At 73.7% G+C, this 15,280-nt stretch carries 15 protein-coding genes; 3 read left to right on the top strand and 12 right to left on the bottom strand.

Annotated features, from left to right (window positions below; genetic code table 11):
- Nucleotide 1 precedes the first annotated feature (1 nt).
- A complete protein-coding gene (locus tag ACGH48_RS13895; protein WP_396288988.1) occupies nt 2-2,626 on the bottom strand; it encodes a LuxR C-terminal-related transcriptional regulator in 2,625 nt (874 codons plus the stop codon).
- Nucleotides 2,627-2,998: 372 nt separating this feature from the next.
- On the opposite strand from ACGH48_RS13895, the gene ACGH48_RS13890 reads away from it, so the two are divergent.
- Nucleotides 2,999-4,093: a Dyp-type peroxidase gene (locus ACGH48_RS13890; protein WP_396288987.1), complete on the top strand. Its 1,095-nt coding sequence runs from the start codon at nt 2,999-3,001 to the stop codon at nt 4,091-4,093.
- Nucleotides 4,090-4,896, top strand: coding sequence for a family 1 encapsulin nanocompartment shell protein (locus ACGH48_RS13885; RefSeq protein ID WP_340197519.1), 807 nt, complete (start codon nt 4,090-4,092; stop codon nt 4,894-4,896). The genes ACGH48_RS13890 and ACGH48_RS13885 overlap by 4 nt, the downstream gene beginning before the upstream one ends.
- A gap of 4 nt (nt 4,897-4,900) precedes the next feature.
- On the opposite strand, the gene ACGH48_RS13880 is transcribed toward ACGH48_RS13885, so the two are convergent.
- From ACGH48_RS13880 to ACGH48_RS13870, 3 genes are all read right to left on the bottom strand, one after another.
- On the bottom strand, nt 4,901-5,287 hold the full coding sequence (locus ACGH48_RS13880; protein WP_340197518.1) for a nuclear transport factor 2 family protein: 387 nt from the start codon (nt 5,285-5,287) through the stop codon (nt 4,901-4,903).
- A 192-nt stretch (nt 5,288-5,479) separates the two neighbouring features.
- Nucleotides 5,480-6,139, bottom strand: a complete 660-nt coding sequence (locus tag ACGH48_RS13875; RefSeq protein WP_396288985.1) for a DUF1275 family protein — start codon at nt 6,137-6,139, stop codon at nt 5,480-5,482.
- Between the two features lie 75 nt (nt 6,140-6,214).
- Nucleotides 6,215-7,366: an FAD-dependent monooxygenase gene (locus tag ACGH48_RS13870; protein ID WP_396288984.1), complete on the bottom strand. Its 1,152-nt coding sequence runs from the start codon at nt 7,364-7,366 to the stop codon at nt 6,215-6,217.
- A gap of 313 nt (nt 7,367-7,679) precedes the next feature.
- Here ACGH48_RS13870 and ACGH48_RS13865 point away from each other — a divergent pair, with 313 nt between their 5' ends.
- Nucleotides 7,680-8,600: a helix-turn-helix domain-containing protein gene (locus ACGH48_RS13865; RefSeq protein WP_396288983.1), complete on the top strand. Its 921-nt coding sequence runs from the start codon at nt 7,680-7,682 to the stop codon at nt 8,598-8,600.
- Here the strand turns inward: ACGH48_RS13865 and ACGH48_RS13860 are convergent.
- From ACGH48_RS13860 to ACGH48_RS13825, 8 genes are all read right to left on the bottom strand, one after another.
- Nucleotides 8,511-9,677 carry a low temperature requirement protein A gene (locus tag ACGH48_RS13860; RefSeq protein ID WP_396288982.1) on the bottom strand — a complete coding sequence of 389 codons (1,167 nt, stop codon included), beginning with the start codon at nt 9,675-9,677 and terminating at the stop codon, nt 8,511-8,513. The genes ACGH48_RS13865 and ACGH48_RS13860 overlap by 90 nt on opposite strands.
- Before the next feature lie 74 nt (nt 9,678-9,751).
- Nucleotides 9,752-10,642, bottom strand: a complete 891-nt coding sequence (locus ACGH48_RS13855) for a phospholipase (protein WP_396288981.1) — start codon at nt 10,640-10,642, stop codon at nt 9,752-9,754.
- A gap of 291 nt (nt 10,643-10,933) precedes the next feature.
- Nucleotides 10,934-11,389, bottom strand: a complete 456-nt coding sequence (locus ACGH48_RS13850) for a MarR family winged helix-turn-helix transcriptional regulator (protein ID WP_123314088.1) — start codon at nt 11,387-11,389, stop codon at nt 10,934-10,936.
- A 186-nt stretch (nt 11,390-11,575) separates the two neighbouring features.
- Nucleotides 11,576-12,226 carry a GntR family transcriptional regulator gene (locus ACGH48_RS13845; RefSeq protein WP_123313926.1) on the bottom strand — a complete coding sequence of 217 codons (651 nt, stop codon included), beginning with the start codon at nt 12,224-12,226 and terminating at the stop codon, nt 11,576-11,578.
- An 80-nt stretch (nt 12,227-12,306) separates the two neighbouring features.
- The gene (locus ACGH48_RS13840; RefSeq protein ID WP_396288979.1) at nt 12,307-12,780 is read right to left on the bottom strand and encodes a DUF1810 domain-containing protein; all 474 of its coding nucleotides are present in this window, start codon (nt 12,778-12,780) and stop codon (nt 12,307-12,309) included.
- Complete coding sequence (locus ACGH48_RS13835) at nt 12,777-13,568, bottom strand: YqjF family protein (protein ID WP_185021464.1); 792 nt, start codon at nt 13,566-13,568, stop codon at nt 12,777-12,779. The genes ACGH48_RS13840 and ACGH48_RS13835 overlap by 4 nt, the downstream gene beginning before the upstream one ends.
- The gene (locus ACGH48_RS13830; protein WP_123313923.1) at nt 13,565-13,963 is read right to left on the bottom strand and encodes a hypothetical protein; all 399 of its coding nucleotides are present in this window, start codon (nt 13,961-13,963) and stop codon (nt 13,565-13,567) included. Before ACGH48_RS13830 ends, ACGH48_RS13835 begins: the two co-directional genes overlap by 4 nt.
- Nucleotides 13,964-13,992: 29 nt before the next feature.
- Nucleotides 13,993-15,261 (bottom strand): bifunctional phosphopantothenoylcysteine decarboxylase/phosphopantothenate synthase, encoded by a 1,269-nt coding sequence (locus tag ACGH48_RS13825; RefSeq protein ID WP_396291133.1) that lies wholly within the window; start codon nt 15,259-15,261, stop codon nt 13,993-13,995.
- Between the last annotated feature and the right edge of the window lie 19 nt (nt 15,262-15,280).

Raw genomic sequence — 15,280 nt, 5'->3', positions numbered from 1 at the left:
ACTACCGGAGGGCGCCCGACGGGGGCGCCTCGAGGCCCAGCAGTGCGTCCCGGAGACCGGCTCGTGTGGTCACGCCCAGCTTCGGGAACAGCCGGTAGAGGTGTCCGCTGACGGTGCGGGGCGACAGGAACAGCTGGTTGGCGATCTGCTTGTTCGTCAGCCCCGCTGCCGCCAGTGACGCCACGCGGCGTTCCTGCTCGCTGAGGTCGGTCGACTCGAGGGGCACGGACGGTGCACCGGTGCCGCCGGCGACCCGCAGCTCGCGCTCGGCCCTGGCCTGCCATTGCCCGGCGCCGAGCACCTCGAACGTGCTCGCCGCGAGCCGGAACTGCGTGCGGGCCTCGAGCGCGTGCATGCTGCGCCGGAGCCACTCGCCGTAGGCCAGGCGCACTCGAGCCACCTCGAACGGCGCGACCTCGGTGTCGACGTCGGCCAGGGCGTCCTCGAACAGCACCCGCGCGTCGGCGTCGGCGTCGAGGACCGCCCTCGCCGCCTTGAGGACCATGGACCTGCGCGGCGTCGCCCCGGAGCCGACGGTGCGTTCGGCGGCGGACACGAGCGAGCGCCCGTGGTCGGTCAGCCGGAGCCGGGCCGCCGACTCGACCGCGTCGAGCAACCCGATCGGTCCGTAGCTGTTCTCCAACCACCGACCGGCCGGTGCCGGCCGTGTCGTGGACCGCGCGTGGGCCTCCTCGAAGCGACCCATCGCGACGTCGAGGGACGATCGGGCGTGGTCGGCCGCTCGTGCCACGAGTGGAGCGCCGTGCTGCAGGGCCCACCGGGCGGCGCGGTCCGCCTTCGTCGTCGCCTGCTCCGGCTCGCCCTGCAGCGAGTGGATGAGCGCCTGCAGGGCGTCGGTCAGCGCGACGAACGTGTCGGCGCCCCACTCCTCGGCCGACCGACGGACGCCGTCGAGGGCTGCGCTCGCCGTGGTGAACCGGCCGGCCTGGTACGCGGCGACGGCTGCACGGCACGATCCGAAGTACCGGAGCAGACCGGCGTCCGCACTGCGCGAGAGCACGGCGTCCAGGACCTCGCGGCGCGGGTCCGTCGCGTCGAGGAGCGACCACGCGACGTGCAGCGCCACGGCCTTCCACGGCTGGGCGTCCGCCATCGACACCCGAGCGGCGCGGTAGAGGGCCGCCCGGTCCTCGCCGGCCGGCTCGTCGTCGAGGCAGTCCTCGACGACCCGCAGCACCGGGTCGACGTCGCGGTCGGCGGTGACCGCGAGCGCCTCGTCCCACCAGGACCCGTCCCCGCGCAGGTAGCAGAGCACGTGCAGCGTCGCGACGAGCACGTCGTCCTCGTCGGGCCGGGTCGAGCGGTCCAGGGCGGCGAGCACCGCGCGCCGCCCGGCTCGGACGTCGCCCGTCCGCGCGGCTCGGACGAACTCGAGCGCCCCGACCAGGGCGGGGTGGGCCGGCTCGTCGTCCGACGCGACCCGCTCGGCCTCGGCGTCGACCAGTGCGAAGTCGCCGGTGAAGGCGGCGATCGTCGAGGCGCGGGCACCGAACTGCGCGCGGTCCGCGTCGGACGAGGTCAGGCGCGCTGCTTCGACGAGCGCCGTGGCCGCGTCGTCCGGACGGCGCAACCGGAGCGACTCGTCGACCAGTGCGAGGAGTCGCGGGACGAGGCCGTCGTCGTGCGCGGGCGACGCAGCGGCCTCGGCGAAGACCCGGAGCCGTTCCGGGACGGCAGCCGACGCCGCGACCAGCGACCGGACTCGTCGGAGCTCGGCGGCGGTGGCGGTCGACAGCAGGTGCAGCCGGACGAACGGGTCGCGGAACCCGAGGCCGGTCCGTCCCTCGACGACCAGTTCGCGCAGACGCTCGTCGAGCAGCAGCGCCCCCTGGTCGTCCCACGTCGGGTGGTCCTCGGGGAACTCGACGGACGCCACCGCGATCGCGAGCGCGGTCGATCGAGCGCGCTCGGAGAGGCCGTCCAACGCCCGGACGGCGTCGCCGGACGCACCGAGCCGCGGGTAGGACGTCGGGAACGGCGTGGTGCGCTCCGCTGCGGACCCGGCCGACCACGCCCGCCCCACCGCGTGCAGCAGGGCGGGGTTGCCGTCGGCCAGCCGCAGCAGCAACCCGGCGCGCGACGTGGGGAGGTCGACCCGGTCCCGGCGCAGCAGCTCCTCGGCGTCGGCGTCCCCGAGCGGGCGCAGGGGGACGTACTGCAGGTCCACCCAGCCGGGGACGCACTGGCGGTCGTCGACGGCGACGACGCAGACGGTGTCGCTCTCGCGCACGAGTCCGGCGAGCACCGTCCGGAGCACGGACCTGGCGGTGTCGACGAGCGTGTGGAAGTCGTCGACGAGGACGAAGCTCCGCCGCGTCGACGCGGGTGCTCCGACGTCCTGGACGAGCCTCAGCCACGGCTCCAGGGAGTTCGACGCGATGACCGGGTCTCCGTCCGACGACCGCAGCTCGACGACGGCGTGGCCGTCCGCGCGGGCTGCGGCGGCGATGCCGGCGAGCGCGTGGGACTTGCCGGAGCCGCGCGGTCCTTCGACGACCACGAAGCGGTCGTTCGTGCTCGACGACGTGTGGACCGCCCGTCGCAGGACGTCGTCGTCATGCACGGTCCCGTGCACCGGTCGCGCGTTCGAGATGCTGATGCTCATCGTCGTTCCTCGCTCGTCGTTCGGCCGTCCCCACGGCCCGCAGTGGACCGTGCCGGCCCGGGGTGGACCGTGCCGGCCCGGAGTGGACCGTGCCGGCCCGGAGTGGACCGTGCCGGCCCGGAGCGGACCGCGTCGGCACTCCCGGACGCTAACGCGACGGCGAGGCACGGCACATCACCCCACGACACTGCCGGCATCCCCCGCCGGCGCCCTCGCAGAGCGGGTCATCCGACTCAGGCGAGACGACCTGTCGACCGGAGACCCTGGGCAGATGACCTTCCCCGAGGCGCCGAGACCGGTGGAACCGACCAGGGCCGACCGGTGGGCCGCGGCGATCGCTGCGCCGGTCGCCGCACCACAGCCGGTGCACCGATGACGGGCGCGTTCGGCGGTCGTGTGCCGATCGACGCGCAGAGCGTCGATGCCCCGCTGTCCCGGTCGGCGGTCTTCCTGACCCTGGCGATCGGCCCCGACGACGACGACCTCGCCGCCGTGCGGGACGTCCTCGGTGACCTCGACGGGCTGCTCAAGACCGTGGGGTTCCGCGACCTCGGCGCGCACCTGTCGTGCGTCGTCGGGTTCGGTGCGACGGCCTGGGACCGCTTCTCGCCGTTCGCGCGACCGGCCGAGCTGCACCCGTTCCGGCCGGTGTCCGGTGCCGTCCACCACGCCCCGTCGACCGGCGGCGACCTGCTCTTCCACATCCGTGGTGAGCGCACGGACGTCTGCTTCGAGTTCGAGCGCCTGCTGCTCGCCGCGCTGGGGGAGCACGTGCGGGTCGTCGACGAGGTCGCCGGGTTCCGCTACTTCGACACGCGCGACCTGCTCGGCTTCGTGGACGGCACCGCCAACCCGGTGGCCCAGGACCTCGCTGCCTCCGCGCTGGTCGGGGACGACGACCCGCAGTGGGCCGGCGGCAGCTACGTCGTCGTCCAGAAGTACCTGCACGACCTCGACGCGTGGAACGCCCTCGGGACGGACGAGCAGGAGCGGATCATCGGTCGGTCGAAGTCGGACAACGTCGAGCGCGACAGCGCCACCGAGGCCCGGCCGTCGCACAAGACGCTCGCCACGATCGTCGACGACGAGGGGGTCGAGCACGACGTCCTGCGCGACAACATGCCCTTCGGCCGGCCCGGCAGCGGCGAGTACGGCACGTACTTCATCGGGTACAGCGGGCAGCTGTGGGTCCTCGAGCGGATGCTCGACCGGATGTTCATCGGCGATCCGCCGGGGACCCACGACCGGCTCCTCGACTTCTCCCGCGCGGTCAGCGGCGCGACGTTCTTCGCACCGTCCCGCGACCGGCTACTGGGTCTCGCCGACCTGGCGCGAGCCCCATCCGACCCGAGCGCGCTGCCCGAGCCGAGCGCACCACCCGACCCGAGCCCACCGACCCCGCCCGATGCACCGGACCCCGGTCTCGGCATCGGTTCACTCCGACGCACGGAAGGACCCACCCCATGAACCACCTCCTCCGAGAACTCGCACCGTTCGGCGCCGACGCGTGGGCGATGCTCGACGGCGAGGCCCGCGACCGGTTGGTCCCGGCGCTCTCGGCCCGTCGCATCGTCGACTTCGACGGCCCCCACGGCTGGCAGCGCTCCGCGGTCGACCTCGGCCGGACCGAGACGGTGACCGGCGGGACGCCCGACGGACTCGACGCACGTCGCCGGAAGGTCCTGCCGCTCTGCGAGGTCCGTGCCCCGTTCACCGTGAAGCTCGAGGAGATGGTCGACTTCTCGCGCGGTGCGACCGACGTCGACCTCTCCGACCTGGACCAGGCCGTCCTGCGGCTGGCCGCGCACGAGAACCGGTCGACCCTGCGCGGGTGGCCGGAGGGCGGCATCACCGGCGCCGGCGCGGCCTCCACCCAGCACACGCAGTCGCACGACGGCACACCGGAGTCGTTCCGTGCCGCGGTGACCGCGGCCGTCGCCGCCCTGCGGGACGTCGGCGTCGGCGGGCCGTACGCCCTGGCGTGCAGCCCGGTCGACTGGGCGGACATCGTGGAGACCGACGACGCCGGCGCCTCGCTCCGGCGCCAGCTCGAGGGCATCACCGGTGCGGACGTCGAGCGCACGCCCGGCATCGACGAGTCCCTGCTCGTCAGCCTGCGCGGTGGGGACTTCGCGCTCACCGTCGGCCAGGACCTCGCGCTCGGCTACCTCCACCACGACGGTGTCGACGTCGCCCTCTACGTGGAGGAGTCCTTCACGTTCCGCGTGAACACGCCGGAGGCTGCCGTGCTGCTCCGCCGGGCGCTCTGAGGCGTCACCCCTGCAGCTGTCGCCAGCTGGTGATCTGGAAGTCGTGCACCTCGAAGCACGCGAAGCTCATCAACGCTCGCTCGTCCTCGCCGGGGAACCGGACCCGGAGCGTCTGGTCGAGCAGGACGACGGACCCGCTCGCGACGACCCGGTTCGGGATGATCTCGAAGAGCTCGAACGCCTCGAGGATGGCCTGGCACAGGCGGAGCACCTCCGCGCGTCCACGGACGCTTCCGCAGGTGCTCGGCTGGTAGACGACGTCCGCGTCCAGGAACGGCACGAGCTGCTCGACCTCGCGCGCCCGGAAGTTCTCCAGGAAGTCGCGGACGACGAGTTCGTTCTCGATCGCGGCGGTCATCTTCGCGACGGCCTCGTCAAGCGGTTCCGACATGGTGCTGCCTTCCGTGATCGGTGAGGATCTGATCTTCCGACGCCGACGTGCTGTCGCGAGTCGGTCAGATGACCGGTTCGGCGACCGGACGGGAGGCCCGTGGCGGGCCCGCCACGGGCCTCCCGTCCGATCCGGGCCGCCTGCAGGACGCGGTGCGGCGGAGCGGGGCCGACCACGCGCCGGGATGCGGCGTCACCGACGCGGTGGACGCAGCAGCACGACGGTCGCGACGGCCACGAGCACCAGCGGCAGGAGCGGCGCCACCGGCGGCGCCACGTGCGCGAGCGCCGTGCCGGCGACGGCACCCGCCACCAACGCCACGACGACGGCGGCCTGCACGAGCCGGGACCCCTGCCGGTGCTCGGCGATCCCCTCCATCAAGCTGGTGAGCGTCCCCGTGACGAACGTCGTCGTGAGGCCGGAGGCGCCGGACAGGCGCTTGGCGAGGACGGTCTGGACGCCGAGGGCCGCGGCCGACAGCGCCACGAGGAGACAGCTCCACGCCAGGTCGACGGTCCCACCGCGCACGCCCGACACGGCTGCCCACACGGCGACCAGGGCGCTCTGGGCGGCGATCGCGGTGGCGGCCAGCACACCGATCGAGCGCCGTGGGTACCGGACCCCGGCGCGGGGTGGTGGCGACGCCCGGAAACCCCACCAGGTCGCCGCGGCGAAGACGACCACGGCGGTGGCCGCACCGGCCACGGTCACGGGCCAGCCGGGGCGCGTGAACATCCCGGCCAGCACCAGGTTGCCCGTCATGTTGGCGGTGAAGATCCCACCGAGCTGCAGGAAGGCGAAGGCGTCGGCCGCTCCCGAGGCGACGGCGAGCAGGACCAGCGCGACGTGCACGCCGGGACCGGACGGGGGTGCGTGACGTTCGGTGGTCGACGTGCGTGGTGCGGAGGTCATCGCCCCGGGCTCCGTTCAGACCTGGTGCGCGAACGGCAGCGAGCGCCCGAGCCGCACCCCGTACTGCGCGATCGCCCGGGCGACCTCGAGCCGGTCGCTGTCGTACGTCGCGAGCGCGGCGTCCAGCGGCCACCGACGGAGCGCGTCGCTCAGCGCCAGTGCGTCGCCGGCGGCCTTCGCGGCGCCCATCGCGGTGTGGGGTCGCACGACCGCGGCGGCGTCGCCGGTCAGGACGACCCGGTGCGCCGTCATCCTGGGGGCGACGTAGTCGACGATGCCCTGCAGGAACGGCTCCGGTTCGGCGAGGACCGCGTCGGCGAAGGGCGGCGGGAGCTCCGCGACGGCGTCGGCCCGCAACTCGTCGCGCAGGGACTCCGGCAGGTCGCCGGGCGCGAGGGACAGGTCGTCCGCCCGGCGACCCGAGGCACGCATGACGCGTTCGAGCTGCGGCGGCGTGATCGGCCGGTACCAGACCCAGTTGTAGCGGCGGGAGCCGACGCGGGTCTCGCCGTCCGGCCCCGGCACCAGGTACCCGAGCATGTGCGACCTGGGCCCGTTGAAGAACGCGAACCGCTCCAGCAGCACGTCCCCGGCGCCGTCGAGCATCGCCGTCTCCGGCACGAGTCCGCGCCAGGTGCTGTACCCGACGTACCGCGCGGTGGACTGCCCGGGCGCGACGAACCGTCGGACGACCGAGTTCGCGCCGTCCGCGCCGACGACCAGGTCGAACCGACGGACCACGCCGTCGGAGCAGACGAGCTCGGCGTGGTCGTCGTCGGCGTCCACCCGTTCGACGCGGTGGTCGAGCAGGTACTGGTGGTCGTCGAGCCGTTCGCGCAGCGTCACCCACAGGTGGTCCCACGACACCTGCGTCTGCGGGGTCGGGTCGCGCTGGACGACCCGGCCGGACCGGTCGAGGGTGATGCGTTCCCGTGCGACGACCCCGACCTCCGCGGCCCGGTCCAGACCGAGCCGTCGGAGCACGTCGTACAGGTCCTGCTGGGCGACGAGCCCGGCGCCGCGGCGCGCGAGACCACGTGTCGACCGTTCGAAGACGGTGACGTCGTGGCCGTCCTGCTCGAGCAGGGTCGCGGCGAACAGGCCGCCGAGCGATCCGCCGACGACGGCGACCCGGCGGGGCGTGGGGGACCGGTGCGGTGTCGTCACGGCGCCGCCCTACTCGAGGTGACGCTGCTCGGCCTGCTCGGCCCGTCGTTTCTCCGCTTCGCGGGCTTCCTCGAGCTTCTCGATCGCTTCTTCGCGGGGCTTCTTGTCGGTCATGGTCGTTCCTCTCGGCGTGGTGCGGCACCGTGACGGCGCCGTCGAGGTCTGCGTCGACGGTACGGACGAGCCCGGGCCCACGGGTAGCGCCATCCGACTCGACCCGACTCGGCTCGGCTCCACGGCCGGCCGGCTGGCCGGCCGGCCGGGCGGCGCCGCTCGCTAGGCTCGATGGACGACACGGTGACGGGAGGCGGACGTGGTCAGCAGGGCGACGCTCGTCGGCGACTACCTCCGGGCTCGGCGTGACGCCACCCCGCCGGAGGCCGTCGGCCTCGCCCCGGACCCGAACCGCCGCGTGCCCGGGTTGCGTCGCGAGGAGGTCGCCGCCGCCGCCGGCATCAGCGCCGAGTACTACCTGCGACTCGAACAAGGGCGTGACCACCAGCCGTCCACACAGGTCCTCCTCGCCCTCGCGCGGGCACTCGCACTGGACGACACCGGCCGGACGTACCTGCTCCGGCTGTCCGAACCGGCTCCACCACCGCCGGACCCGCGCACCAGGACCCCGGACGACCCGGAGCTCCGACGGCTCGTCGCCCGTCACGACGCACCGGCCTTCGTCGCGGACGAGGTGATCGGCGTCGTCGCGGCCAACCCGCTGGCGGCGGCGCTCAGCGAGAGCATGCGGCCGGGGGCGAACCGGCTCGTCCAGATGTTCACCGCGATGGACCGGTCGATCTACCCGGAGTGGTCCCGACGGGCCCGCGAGATGGTGGCGGTCTTCCGGATGCGCGCCGACCCCGCCGACCCCCGCCTCGTCGACATCGCGGGACGGCTCTCGGTCCGCGACCCCGACTTCGCCGCGGCCTGGGCGTCGCACGAGACCCGGGTGTTCACGACCGGTCCGGCGTACGAGGTGATCCCGCCGTTCGGGCTGCTCGAGTTCGAGTGCGAGGACCTCGGCATCCCGGGGCGGCGGGGTCTGACCCTGACGACCCTCTACGCGGAGCCGGGGTCGCGTGCGGCCGCGGTCATCGCGTTCGTGCGCGAGCACCTGGCGCACGACGAGCACCCGTCGCTCAGCTCGTCACCGAACGCGGCGCGTCCCCGGCCGCCGCTCGGCGACCTCGAGCACCACGACGATCCCCGCGACGAGCACCGCGGTGGCGACGAGTGAGACGTCCGGCACCGTGATCGTCGCGAGGACCGCGACGGCCAGCACGACCACGGTCGCGTTCCACCCGGCGGACAGCGACGGACGGAGTGCGAGCGCCCAGATCGCGAGCACGAACAGCGCGACCGGGACGGCCACGGTCGCCGCGACCGTGGCGTGCGACAGCTCGGCCTCGCCGGCGTCCGCGCTGACCGCGACCTCGATCCCGGCCGGCAGCGCCCCGGCGGCGGCGAACACGAAGTAGTGGCCGTAGCCGAACACGAGGGCGCTCGGCAGGTTCCGGATGTGGTCGTGCTGTTCGCGTGAGAAGTAGATCCACCACAGTCCGGCGACGATGACGAGCCCGGCGGCCGCCAGCACGAGCAGCGACGCGAGGTGGTCGGCCTCGGCGATGCCGTCGATGACCGCGTTCGCCGAGGCGACGAGTCCTTCGCCGAGCACGATGAGGGTGAACAGCGCGTACCGCTCGGCGATGTGGTGCGTGTGCCACGGCGTCGTCTCGCCCGTGCCCTCGGCGATCGGCGGGACGAGCACCTCGAGCAGGACGAGGACGGGGAACGCCCACGCCGTCGATCCCTCCGGCAGCGCGAGCATGCAAACCCAGAGCACCTGCACGACGACGATGCCCACGGCGTACCGGAGTGCGGTGCGGCGGTACCGCGGGGACGACACGGCGACGCGGAGCCACTGCGCCACCATCGCCAGGCGCATCACCACGTAGCCGATCACCGGGACCGTGAAGTCGCCCTCGGTCATGGCGGCGTGCACCCCGGCGGCGAGCACGAGCACGCCGGCCATCTGCACGAACGTCGTGACGCGGTACAGCCAGTCGTCGGTGTCGAACGACGTCGCGAACCAGCTGAAGTTCAGCCACGCCCACCAGATGGCGAAGAACACCATCGCGTAGGCCACCACCGCGGAGCTGACGTGCCCCTCGGCCTCGATCTCGTGCAGGTTGGTGGCGGCGAACCCGACCGCGACGACGAACACCAGGTCGAACAGCAGTTCCAGGGGGCTCGCGGCGCGGTGGCCCTCGGCGGGGTCGCGGGGCGCCATCCGGCGCAGTCCGATCGTCGTCACCCGGTATGCCTACAGGACGAACGGCCCCGGGCGGAACCCGGGGCCGTTCAGCGACGATCAGGTGCAGTCGCTGCTCAGTAGAAGTTGTTCGCCTGCGAGTGCGCCCACGCGGAGCACGGGGTGCCGTACGCGGCGCTGATGTACTGCAGGCCCCACTTGATTTGGGTCGTGGCGTTGGTCCGCCAGTCCGAGCCGATGGTCGCCATCTTCGAACCGGGCAGTGCCTGCGGGATGCCGGTCGCCCCGCCGTTGGCGTTGACGGCCTGGTAATCCCAGCCGGACTCCTTGGTCCACAGGTTGTCGAGGCACTGGAACTGGTCGGCGCCCCAGCCGTACTCGGAGGACGCCAGCGAGGTGGCCGTCGCCTTGGCGCCGGCGACGGTGTTGCCGGCCGCGAGGGCGCGGGCGGCTTCGGCGGCGGCTGCTGCGCGCCGCTGCTCGGCGGCGGCCTTCGCGGCTGCTGCTGCCTTCGCGTCCACGTCCCGCTTGTCCTGCGTCGCGCTGGCCTGAGCGACGTGTGCGGTCGACTCGACGGTCGACGAGATGCGCGTCGTGAGCGCGGCGCCGGACAGCTCCGGGTAGTCGCGCAGCGCGTGGACGTGCTGCTCGAGCGACGCCGTGTCGGTCTTGTCGTTCGCCGTGGCCAGCACGGTCTTCGCGGTCGAGATGGTCGCCGCCGCCTGGGCACGGTCGAGGGCGGTGCCGTGCAGGGCCGGCTGGGCCGTCGCGGACGCGCTCGCGGTGCCGGTCGGCATGCCGAGGGCTTCGCCGATGGCGGGCTGCGTGCCGATCGTGAGGGCGCCGCCGGCGACGGCGAGCACCGCGGCGCCGCCGACGACGAGGGTCGCACGGTGGCGGAGCGCCCGGTGGTGCAGGGCTCGGCGCATGCGCCGGCTGGGGGAGTCCAGGGCCTCACGTCGGGTCGAGGCGGTGGTGGTGGGGAGGTCGGGGGTACGTCCTGGCATCGGTTCCGGTGGTCGGGCGGTTCGTGGTGCGGGACTCCGGGCGCCCGGACGCGCCGGTGGCGGTCTGGGGGCGTGACGCTCGTCGGGACGAGCGTCGGTGGGGGAGTCCGGCGAACCGGGGAGGACCGGACGGTGGTGTGGGGCCCGTCCGTCCGCCGCGACCGGCCCTGGGGAGGCCGTCGTCGGGCGAAGCCGACACGATGACCCGCCCGACTGGGTGACGCGTCCAGGATCGCTGGCAGAACCGTCCGTCCACCTGTTGGTAACGGTTCGGTAACGGCCCGCTCGGGCCTAGAACGTGTGAGGTTCCTGAACCCGGTCGCCCTGGGCGACGCGTTCGAGGGCGTCGAGGGCCCCGGCGATCGCCGCGACGTCGGACTCGCCGAGCTCCGCGATGAGCTCGGCGACGATGCCGGTGCGGTCGGACCGCGCACGTTCGACCGCCTCGATGCCCTCGGCGGTGGCCGAGACCATGAAGGCGCGGCCGTCTCGGGGATCGGCTTCGCGCTCGATGAACCCGCGCTGCTCGAGCTCGGTCAGGATGCGGGTCATCGTGGGCTTCGTGACCACCTCGATCCGCGACAGGTCGCCCGGACGCAGGGGTCCTTCGCGCTGGATGGTGGCGAGTGCGGACACGATCCCGTACCCGAGCGAGGCCGAGTCCGTCCGTGCTCGCCGGTTGATCCGTCCGACCGCCGCGGCCAGACGCGCGGCGACCTCGGTACGGTCCGTCGATCGAGGACTCATGTGCTGCTCCGGGTGGGCGATCGGGTGGTCGCCAGCGATGCTATCGGCTCGCCGGACGCCCAGTCTGGGAGCGTCGTGCGCGTCGGTCACGGGCCTGGACGGGGTGTCCGGGAGGCCCGGGGAACGTGATCCGCCCGCCTCGCGCCGGCGAGACGGGCGGGTTCCTGTACGTCAGTACAGCCGGACTCAGCGCTTCTCGCCCGGCAGCTGGTGGATCGCCTCGGTCGCGAGCTCGGCGGCGACGTTGTCGCCGGACTCGGTAGCGGCGCGCAGCCGGCGGAAGTCCTCGGTCATGCGGTCCCAGTCGACGAGCTCGTCGAGGTTCGGCAGGCGCAGGCGGAACGCCAGGCCGTCCATGGTGTCTCGGCACACACGCTGCAGGTTCTCGTTCCCGCACTCGGCGACGTAGAGCGCGAACACGTCGAGCGCGTCGTGGTTGACGGCCGGCACGTCGTGCGACTCGAGCTCGGCGATCGTCTTGTCGAGCTGCGCCAGGATCTTCTTGCGCGCACCGGCGCCGAGGCGCGGCACCGCGAGGCGGACGACACCGCCGAACAGCACCCCGAGGGTCTGCATCGCCTCGATGACCTCGGCGGGGTCCGGCGTCGTGACGCGCGTGTACCGGTTCGGCGCCATCTCGATCAGGCCGGCGCGGGAGAGCTGGCTCAGCGCCTCGCGGATCGGGGTGCGGGAGACACCGAGCCAGGCGATCAGCTCGTCGTCGTTGAGCCGCTCGCCGGGGACGAGGGTGCCGTCCATGATCGCGTCGTGGATCTTGTGGCGGACGGTGTCGCGGAGCAGCTGGTGCTCGGTCGGGGCACTACGGGGGACCGGCATGCGTTCTCCTTCGATCGGGGCGCGGTCGGTGCACGCGCACCGATCACCGTACCTGATATGAGACCGGCGTTCCGCTCGGTTCAGCGCGTGTCCCCGGGTGGTCGGTCGCCGGCGTCCAGCAGGCCGACGGTGACCGGGTCCTCCTCGCCGCCGAACCAGCGGTCGAGCACCGCTGCGAAGGGCTCGGAACCGGTGGCCGCCCGGCCGAACAGCGTCATCGAGGACCGGAGCTTCACGGCGTCCGTCCCGCCCAGGAGTGCCTCTGGCGAGGGCGCCGGCGCGTCCGTGACGACGGTGGCGGCGGTCCGCAGCCGTTCGCCGAGCACCGGGTGCGCCAGGTACGCACGCGCCTCGGCGAGCCCACGCACGCCGAAGTGCTCCGCGGTGGCGCTCCGCCCGAGGCCGGCGAGTTGCGGGAAGACGAACCACATCCAGTGGGAGGTCTTCCGTCCGCGCCGCAGTTCGGCGAGGGCGTCGTCGAGCACGCCGTCCTGCGCCCGCAGGAAGCGGTCGAGGTCGTACCGGGTGGGGTCGCCGGTCGTGTGGTCGCTCACCGGACGACCCCGCCCCAGGCGTACCGCACCGTGGTGCCGTCGACGACGAGCAGGGAGTCCGGTGCCCGGTCGAACAGCCCCGGCATGCCGACGGCGTCCGGCAGGTCGCCCTCGAGTCGGTCGAGGCGCGCCGACCGGACCGTCAGCGGCGGGTGCTGCCGCTGCCAGAACAGCGTCTGCGCCAGGTACCGGGCGTGGATCCCGGCCCGGGTGGTGAGCTCGGCGGCGAGCGGCGTGTCGACGACGTCGCCGGCGGTGACCCGGATCGAGGCCGCGTGCCGGGGCCTGATCGTGCCCGATGGTCGTTCCTGCCGCAGCGACCGTGCCCAGCGCACCGGGTGCAGGGCACGTGCCGGGTGCCGGACCGACCGGTGCGCGACGACCTCGCCACGGCGGCGGGACCGGGCGTGCGCGAAGGTGTACGGCACCCCGAGCAGCGCGTGTGCGGCCACGATCGCCGGCACGTTCGCGGTGTCCACGGTGCGGTAGGCGACGCCGCGACGGCCCTGGTCGTCCACGGTCAGGACCTCGACGGTGACCTCGGTCATGCGGCCGAGGCGACCGGCGGAGGGGAACGGCGGCACCCGGGTCTCGCGGAAGACGTAGGCCGTCAGTCCGACCCAGGCGCTGCCGTCGACCACGTCGGGACGCGTTCCCCGTGGGACGAGTCGGGTCAGGGCGTCGGGGTCGTGCCGCCAGTGCGCGAAGACGATGTCGTCCCACGCATGCTGGGTCACCGGGCGGTGCAGGAGCGGCACGGCCGCACGCGTCCAGGACGGCTGGCTCACCGCTTCGGCGCGTGCCGGCCGACGCGCACGGCCCACAGGACGAGCGGGGCCTGCAGTGGGAGTCGCAGCACCGAGACGAGCCGCATCGCCCTGGTCGACCGCGGGCTGTCGAGCAGGTCGTTCGCCATCTTCACGTTGGCCGGGAACACGGCCGCGAACAGGGCTGCCGCGGCCCACCCCGAGGCCCGTCGTGTCGCCGGGAACGCGAGTCCTGCGGCGATCCCGAGCTCGGCCACGCCCGACACGACCGTCGTCAGCCGGGGCGGCAGGGCGTCCGGCACGATCCGGTCGTAGTGCCGCGGCCGTGCGAAGTGGGTGACGCCGGCTCCGCCGAGGAGCACGGCGAGGAGGCCGGCGGTCCGGGTGGCACGTCTGATCCGCTCACGTCGTCGCATCGCCCCATCGTGCTCGCCGGTCCTCGGAATCAGGTCAGTGCGGTCGCGACGAGGTCGAGGACCGCCGCCGCCACCTCGGCCTTCGTGCCCGAGGTCTCGCGGACGACCTCGCCGCCCGGCACCAGGACCTCGATGGCGTTCTCCTCGCGCTCGAACCCGGCCGACCAGCCGACGTGGTTCACGACGAGCAGGTCGGCGGGCTTGCGGGCGATCTTCGCCCGTCCGAGCTCGATGCGGGCGGCGCGGTCGGGCTCGGTCTCGGCGGCGAACCCGACGATGACCTGCCCGGTGCGCCGCGCGGCCACGAGGTCGGCGAGGACGTCGGGGTTGCGCACGAGTTCGAGCGTCATCCGCTCGCCCTGTGCGTCCTTCTTCAGCTTCTCGGCGAGCACCTCGGCCGGCCGGTAGTCGGCGACGGCTGCGGTCATCACGACGACGTCTGCCTCGGCCGCCGCGGCGTGCACGGCCTCGGCGAGTTCGAGTGCGGACCCCACCGGCAGGACGGTCGCGTCGATGCCTGCGGTCAGGCCGGCTTCGACGTTCGCGGCGACGACGGTGACGACGGCGCCGCGGGCTGCGGCGTCGGCGGCGATCGCCAGGCCCTGGCGACCGCTGGACCGGTTGCCGACGAAGCGCACCGGGTCGAACGGTTCGCGGGTGCCGCCCGCGCTGACGACCACCCGGACGCCCGACAGGTCGCCCTGTTCGCCACGTGCCCGGGCGCCGGACGTCGGCACCCGGTCGGTGCCGGTGCGTCGACCCGCCGCGTCCGGTCCGTCCAGCACGGCGAGCGCTGCCGTGACGATGTCCTCGGGTTCCGCCATCCGGCCGATGCCCGCGTCGTCGCCCGTCAGTGCGCCCACCACCGGTCCGACCAGGTGCACGCCGCGCTCGCGCAGGACGGCGACGTTGGCCCGGGTCGCGGGGTGCTCCCACATCTGCGGGTGCATCGCCGGTGCGACGACGACGGGCGCGTCGGTGGCGAGCAGCGTCGTGCCGAGCAGGTCGCTCGCCAGGCCGTTCGCCATCCGCGCCAGGGAGTCCGCGGTCGCCGGGGCCACCACGACCAGGTCCGCGCGACGGCCGAGGGCGACGTGGCGGACCTCGGAGACGTCGTCCCAGACACTCGTGGTGACGGGGTTGCGGCTGAGCGCCTCGAGCGTCGGCAGGCCCACGAAGCGCAGCGCCCCCTCGGTCGGGACCACGTGCACCTCGTGTCCGCGCTTGACGAGGTCGCGGACCACGCCGACGGCCTTGTAGGCGGCGATGCCCCCGGTGATCCCCACGATGACGGTCAGGGTGCGCTCTGCTGCTGCG

Origin of the sequence: Curtobacterium pomorum, assembly GCF_044497295.1 — a bacterium.
In the GTDB taxonomy this organism is placed as follows: domain Bacteria; phylum Actinomycetota; class Actinomycetes; order Actinomycetales; family Microbacteriaceae; genus Curtobacterium.
Note: the sequence above shows the minus strand (reverse complement) of the source record. Positions and strands in the feature narration are given on the sequence as shown.

Excerpts from the sequence above, each read along its gene's own strand:
- ACGH48_RS13850 (WP_123314088.1), bottom strand. The coding sequence starts at position 11,389 with ATGAGTCCTCGATCGACGGACCGTACCGAGGTCGCCGCGCGTCTGGCC.
- ACGH48_RS13845 (WP_123313926.1), bottom strand. The coding sequence starts at position 12,226 with ATGCCGGTCCCCCGTAGTGCCCCGACCGAGCACCAGCTGCTCCGCGAC.
- ACGH48_RS13895 (WP_396288988.1), bottom strand. The coding sequence starts at position 2,626 with ATGAGCATCAGCATCTCGAACGCGCGACCGGTGCACGGGACCGTGCAT.
- ACGH48_RS13830 (WP_123313923.1), bottom strand. The coding sequence starts at position 13,963 with ATGCGACGACGTGAGCGGATCAGACGTGCCACCCGGACCGCCGGCCTC.
- ACGH48_RS13880 (WP_340197518.1), bottom strand. The coding sequence starts at position 5,287 with ATGTCGGAACCGCTTGACGAGGCCGTCGCGAAGATGACCGCCGCGATC.
- ACGH48_RS13890 (WP_396288987.1), top strand. The coding sequence starts at position 2,999 with ATGACGGGCGCGTTCGGCGGTCGTGTGCCGATCGACGCGCAGAGCGTC.
- ACGH48_RS13855 (WP_396288981.1), bottom strand. The coding sequence starts at position 10,642 with ATGCCAGGACGTACCCCCGACCTCCCCACCACCACCGCCTCGACCCGA.
- ACGH48_RS13885 (WP_340197519.1), top strand. The coding sequence starts at position 4,090 with ATGAACCACCTCCTCCGAGAACTCGCACCGTTCGGCGCCGACGCGTGG.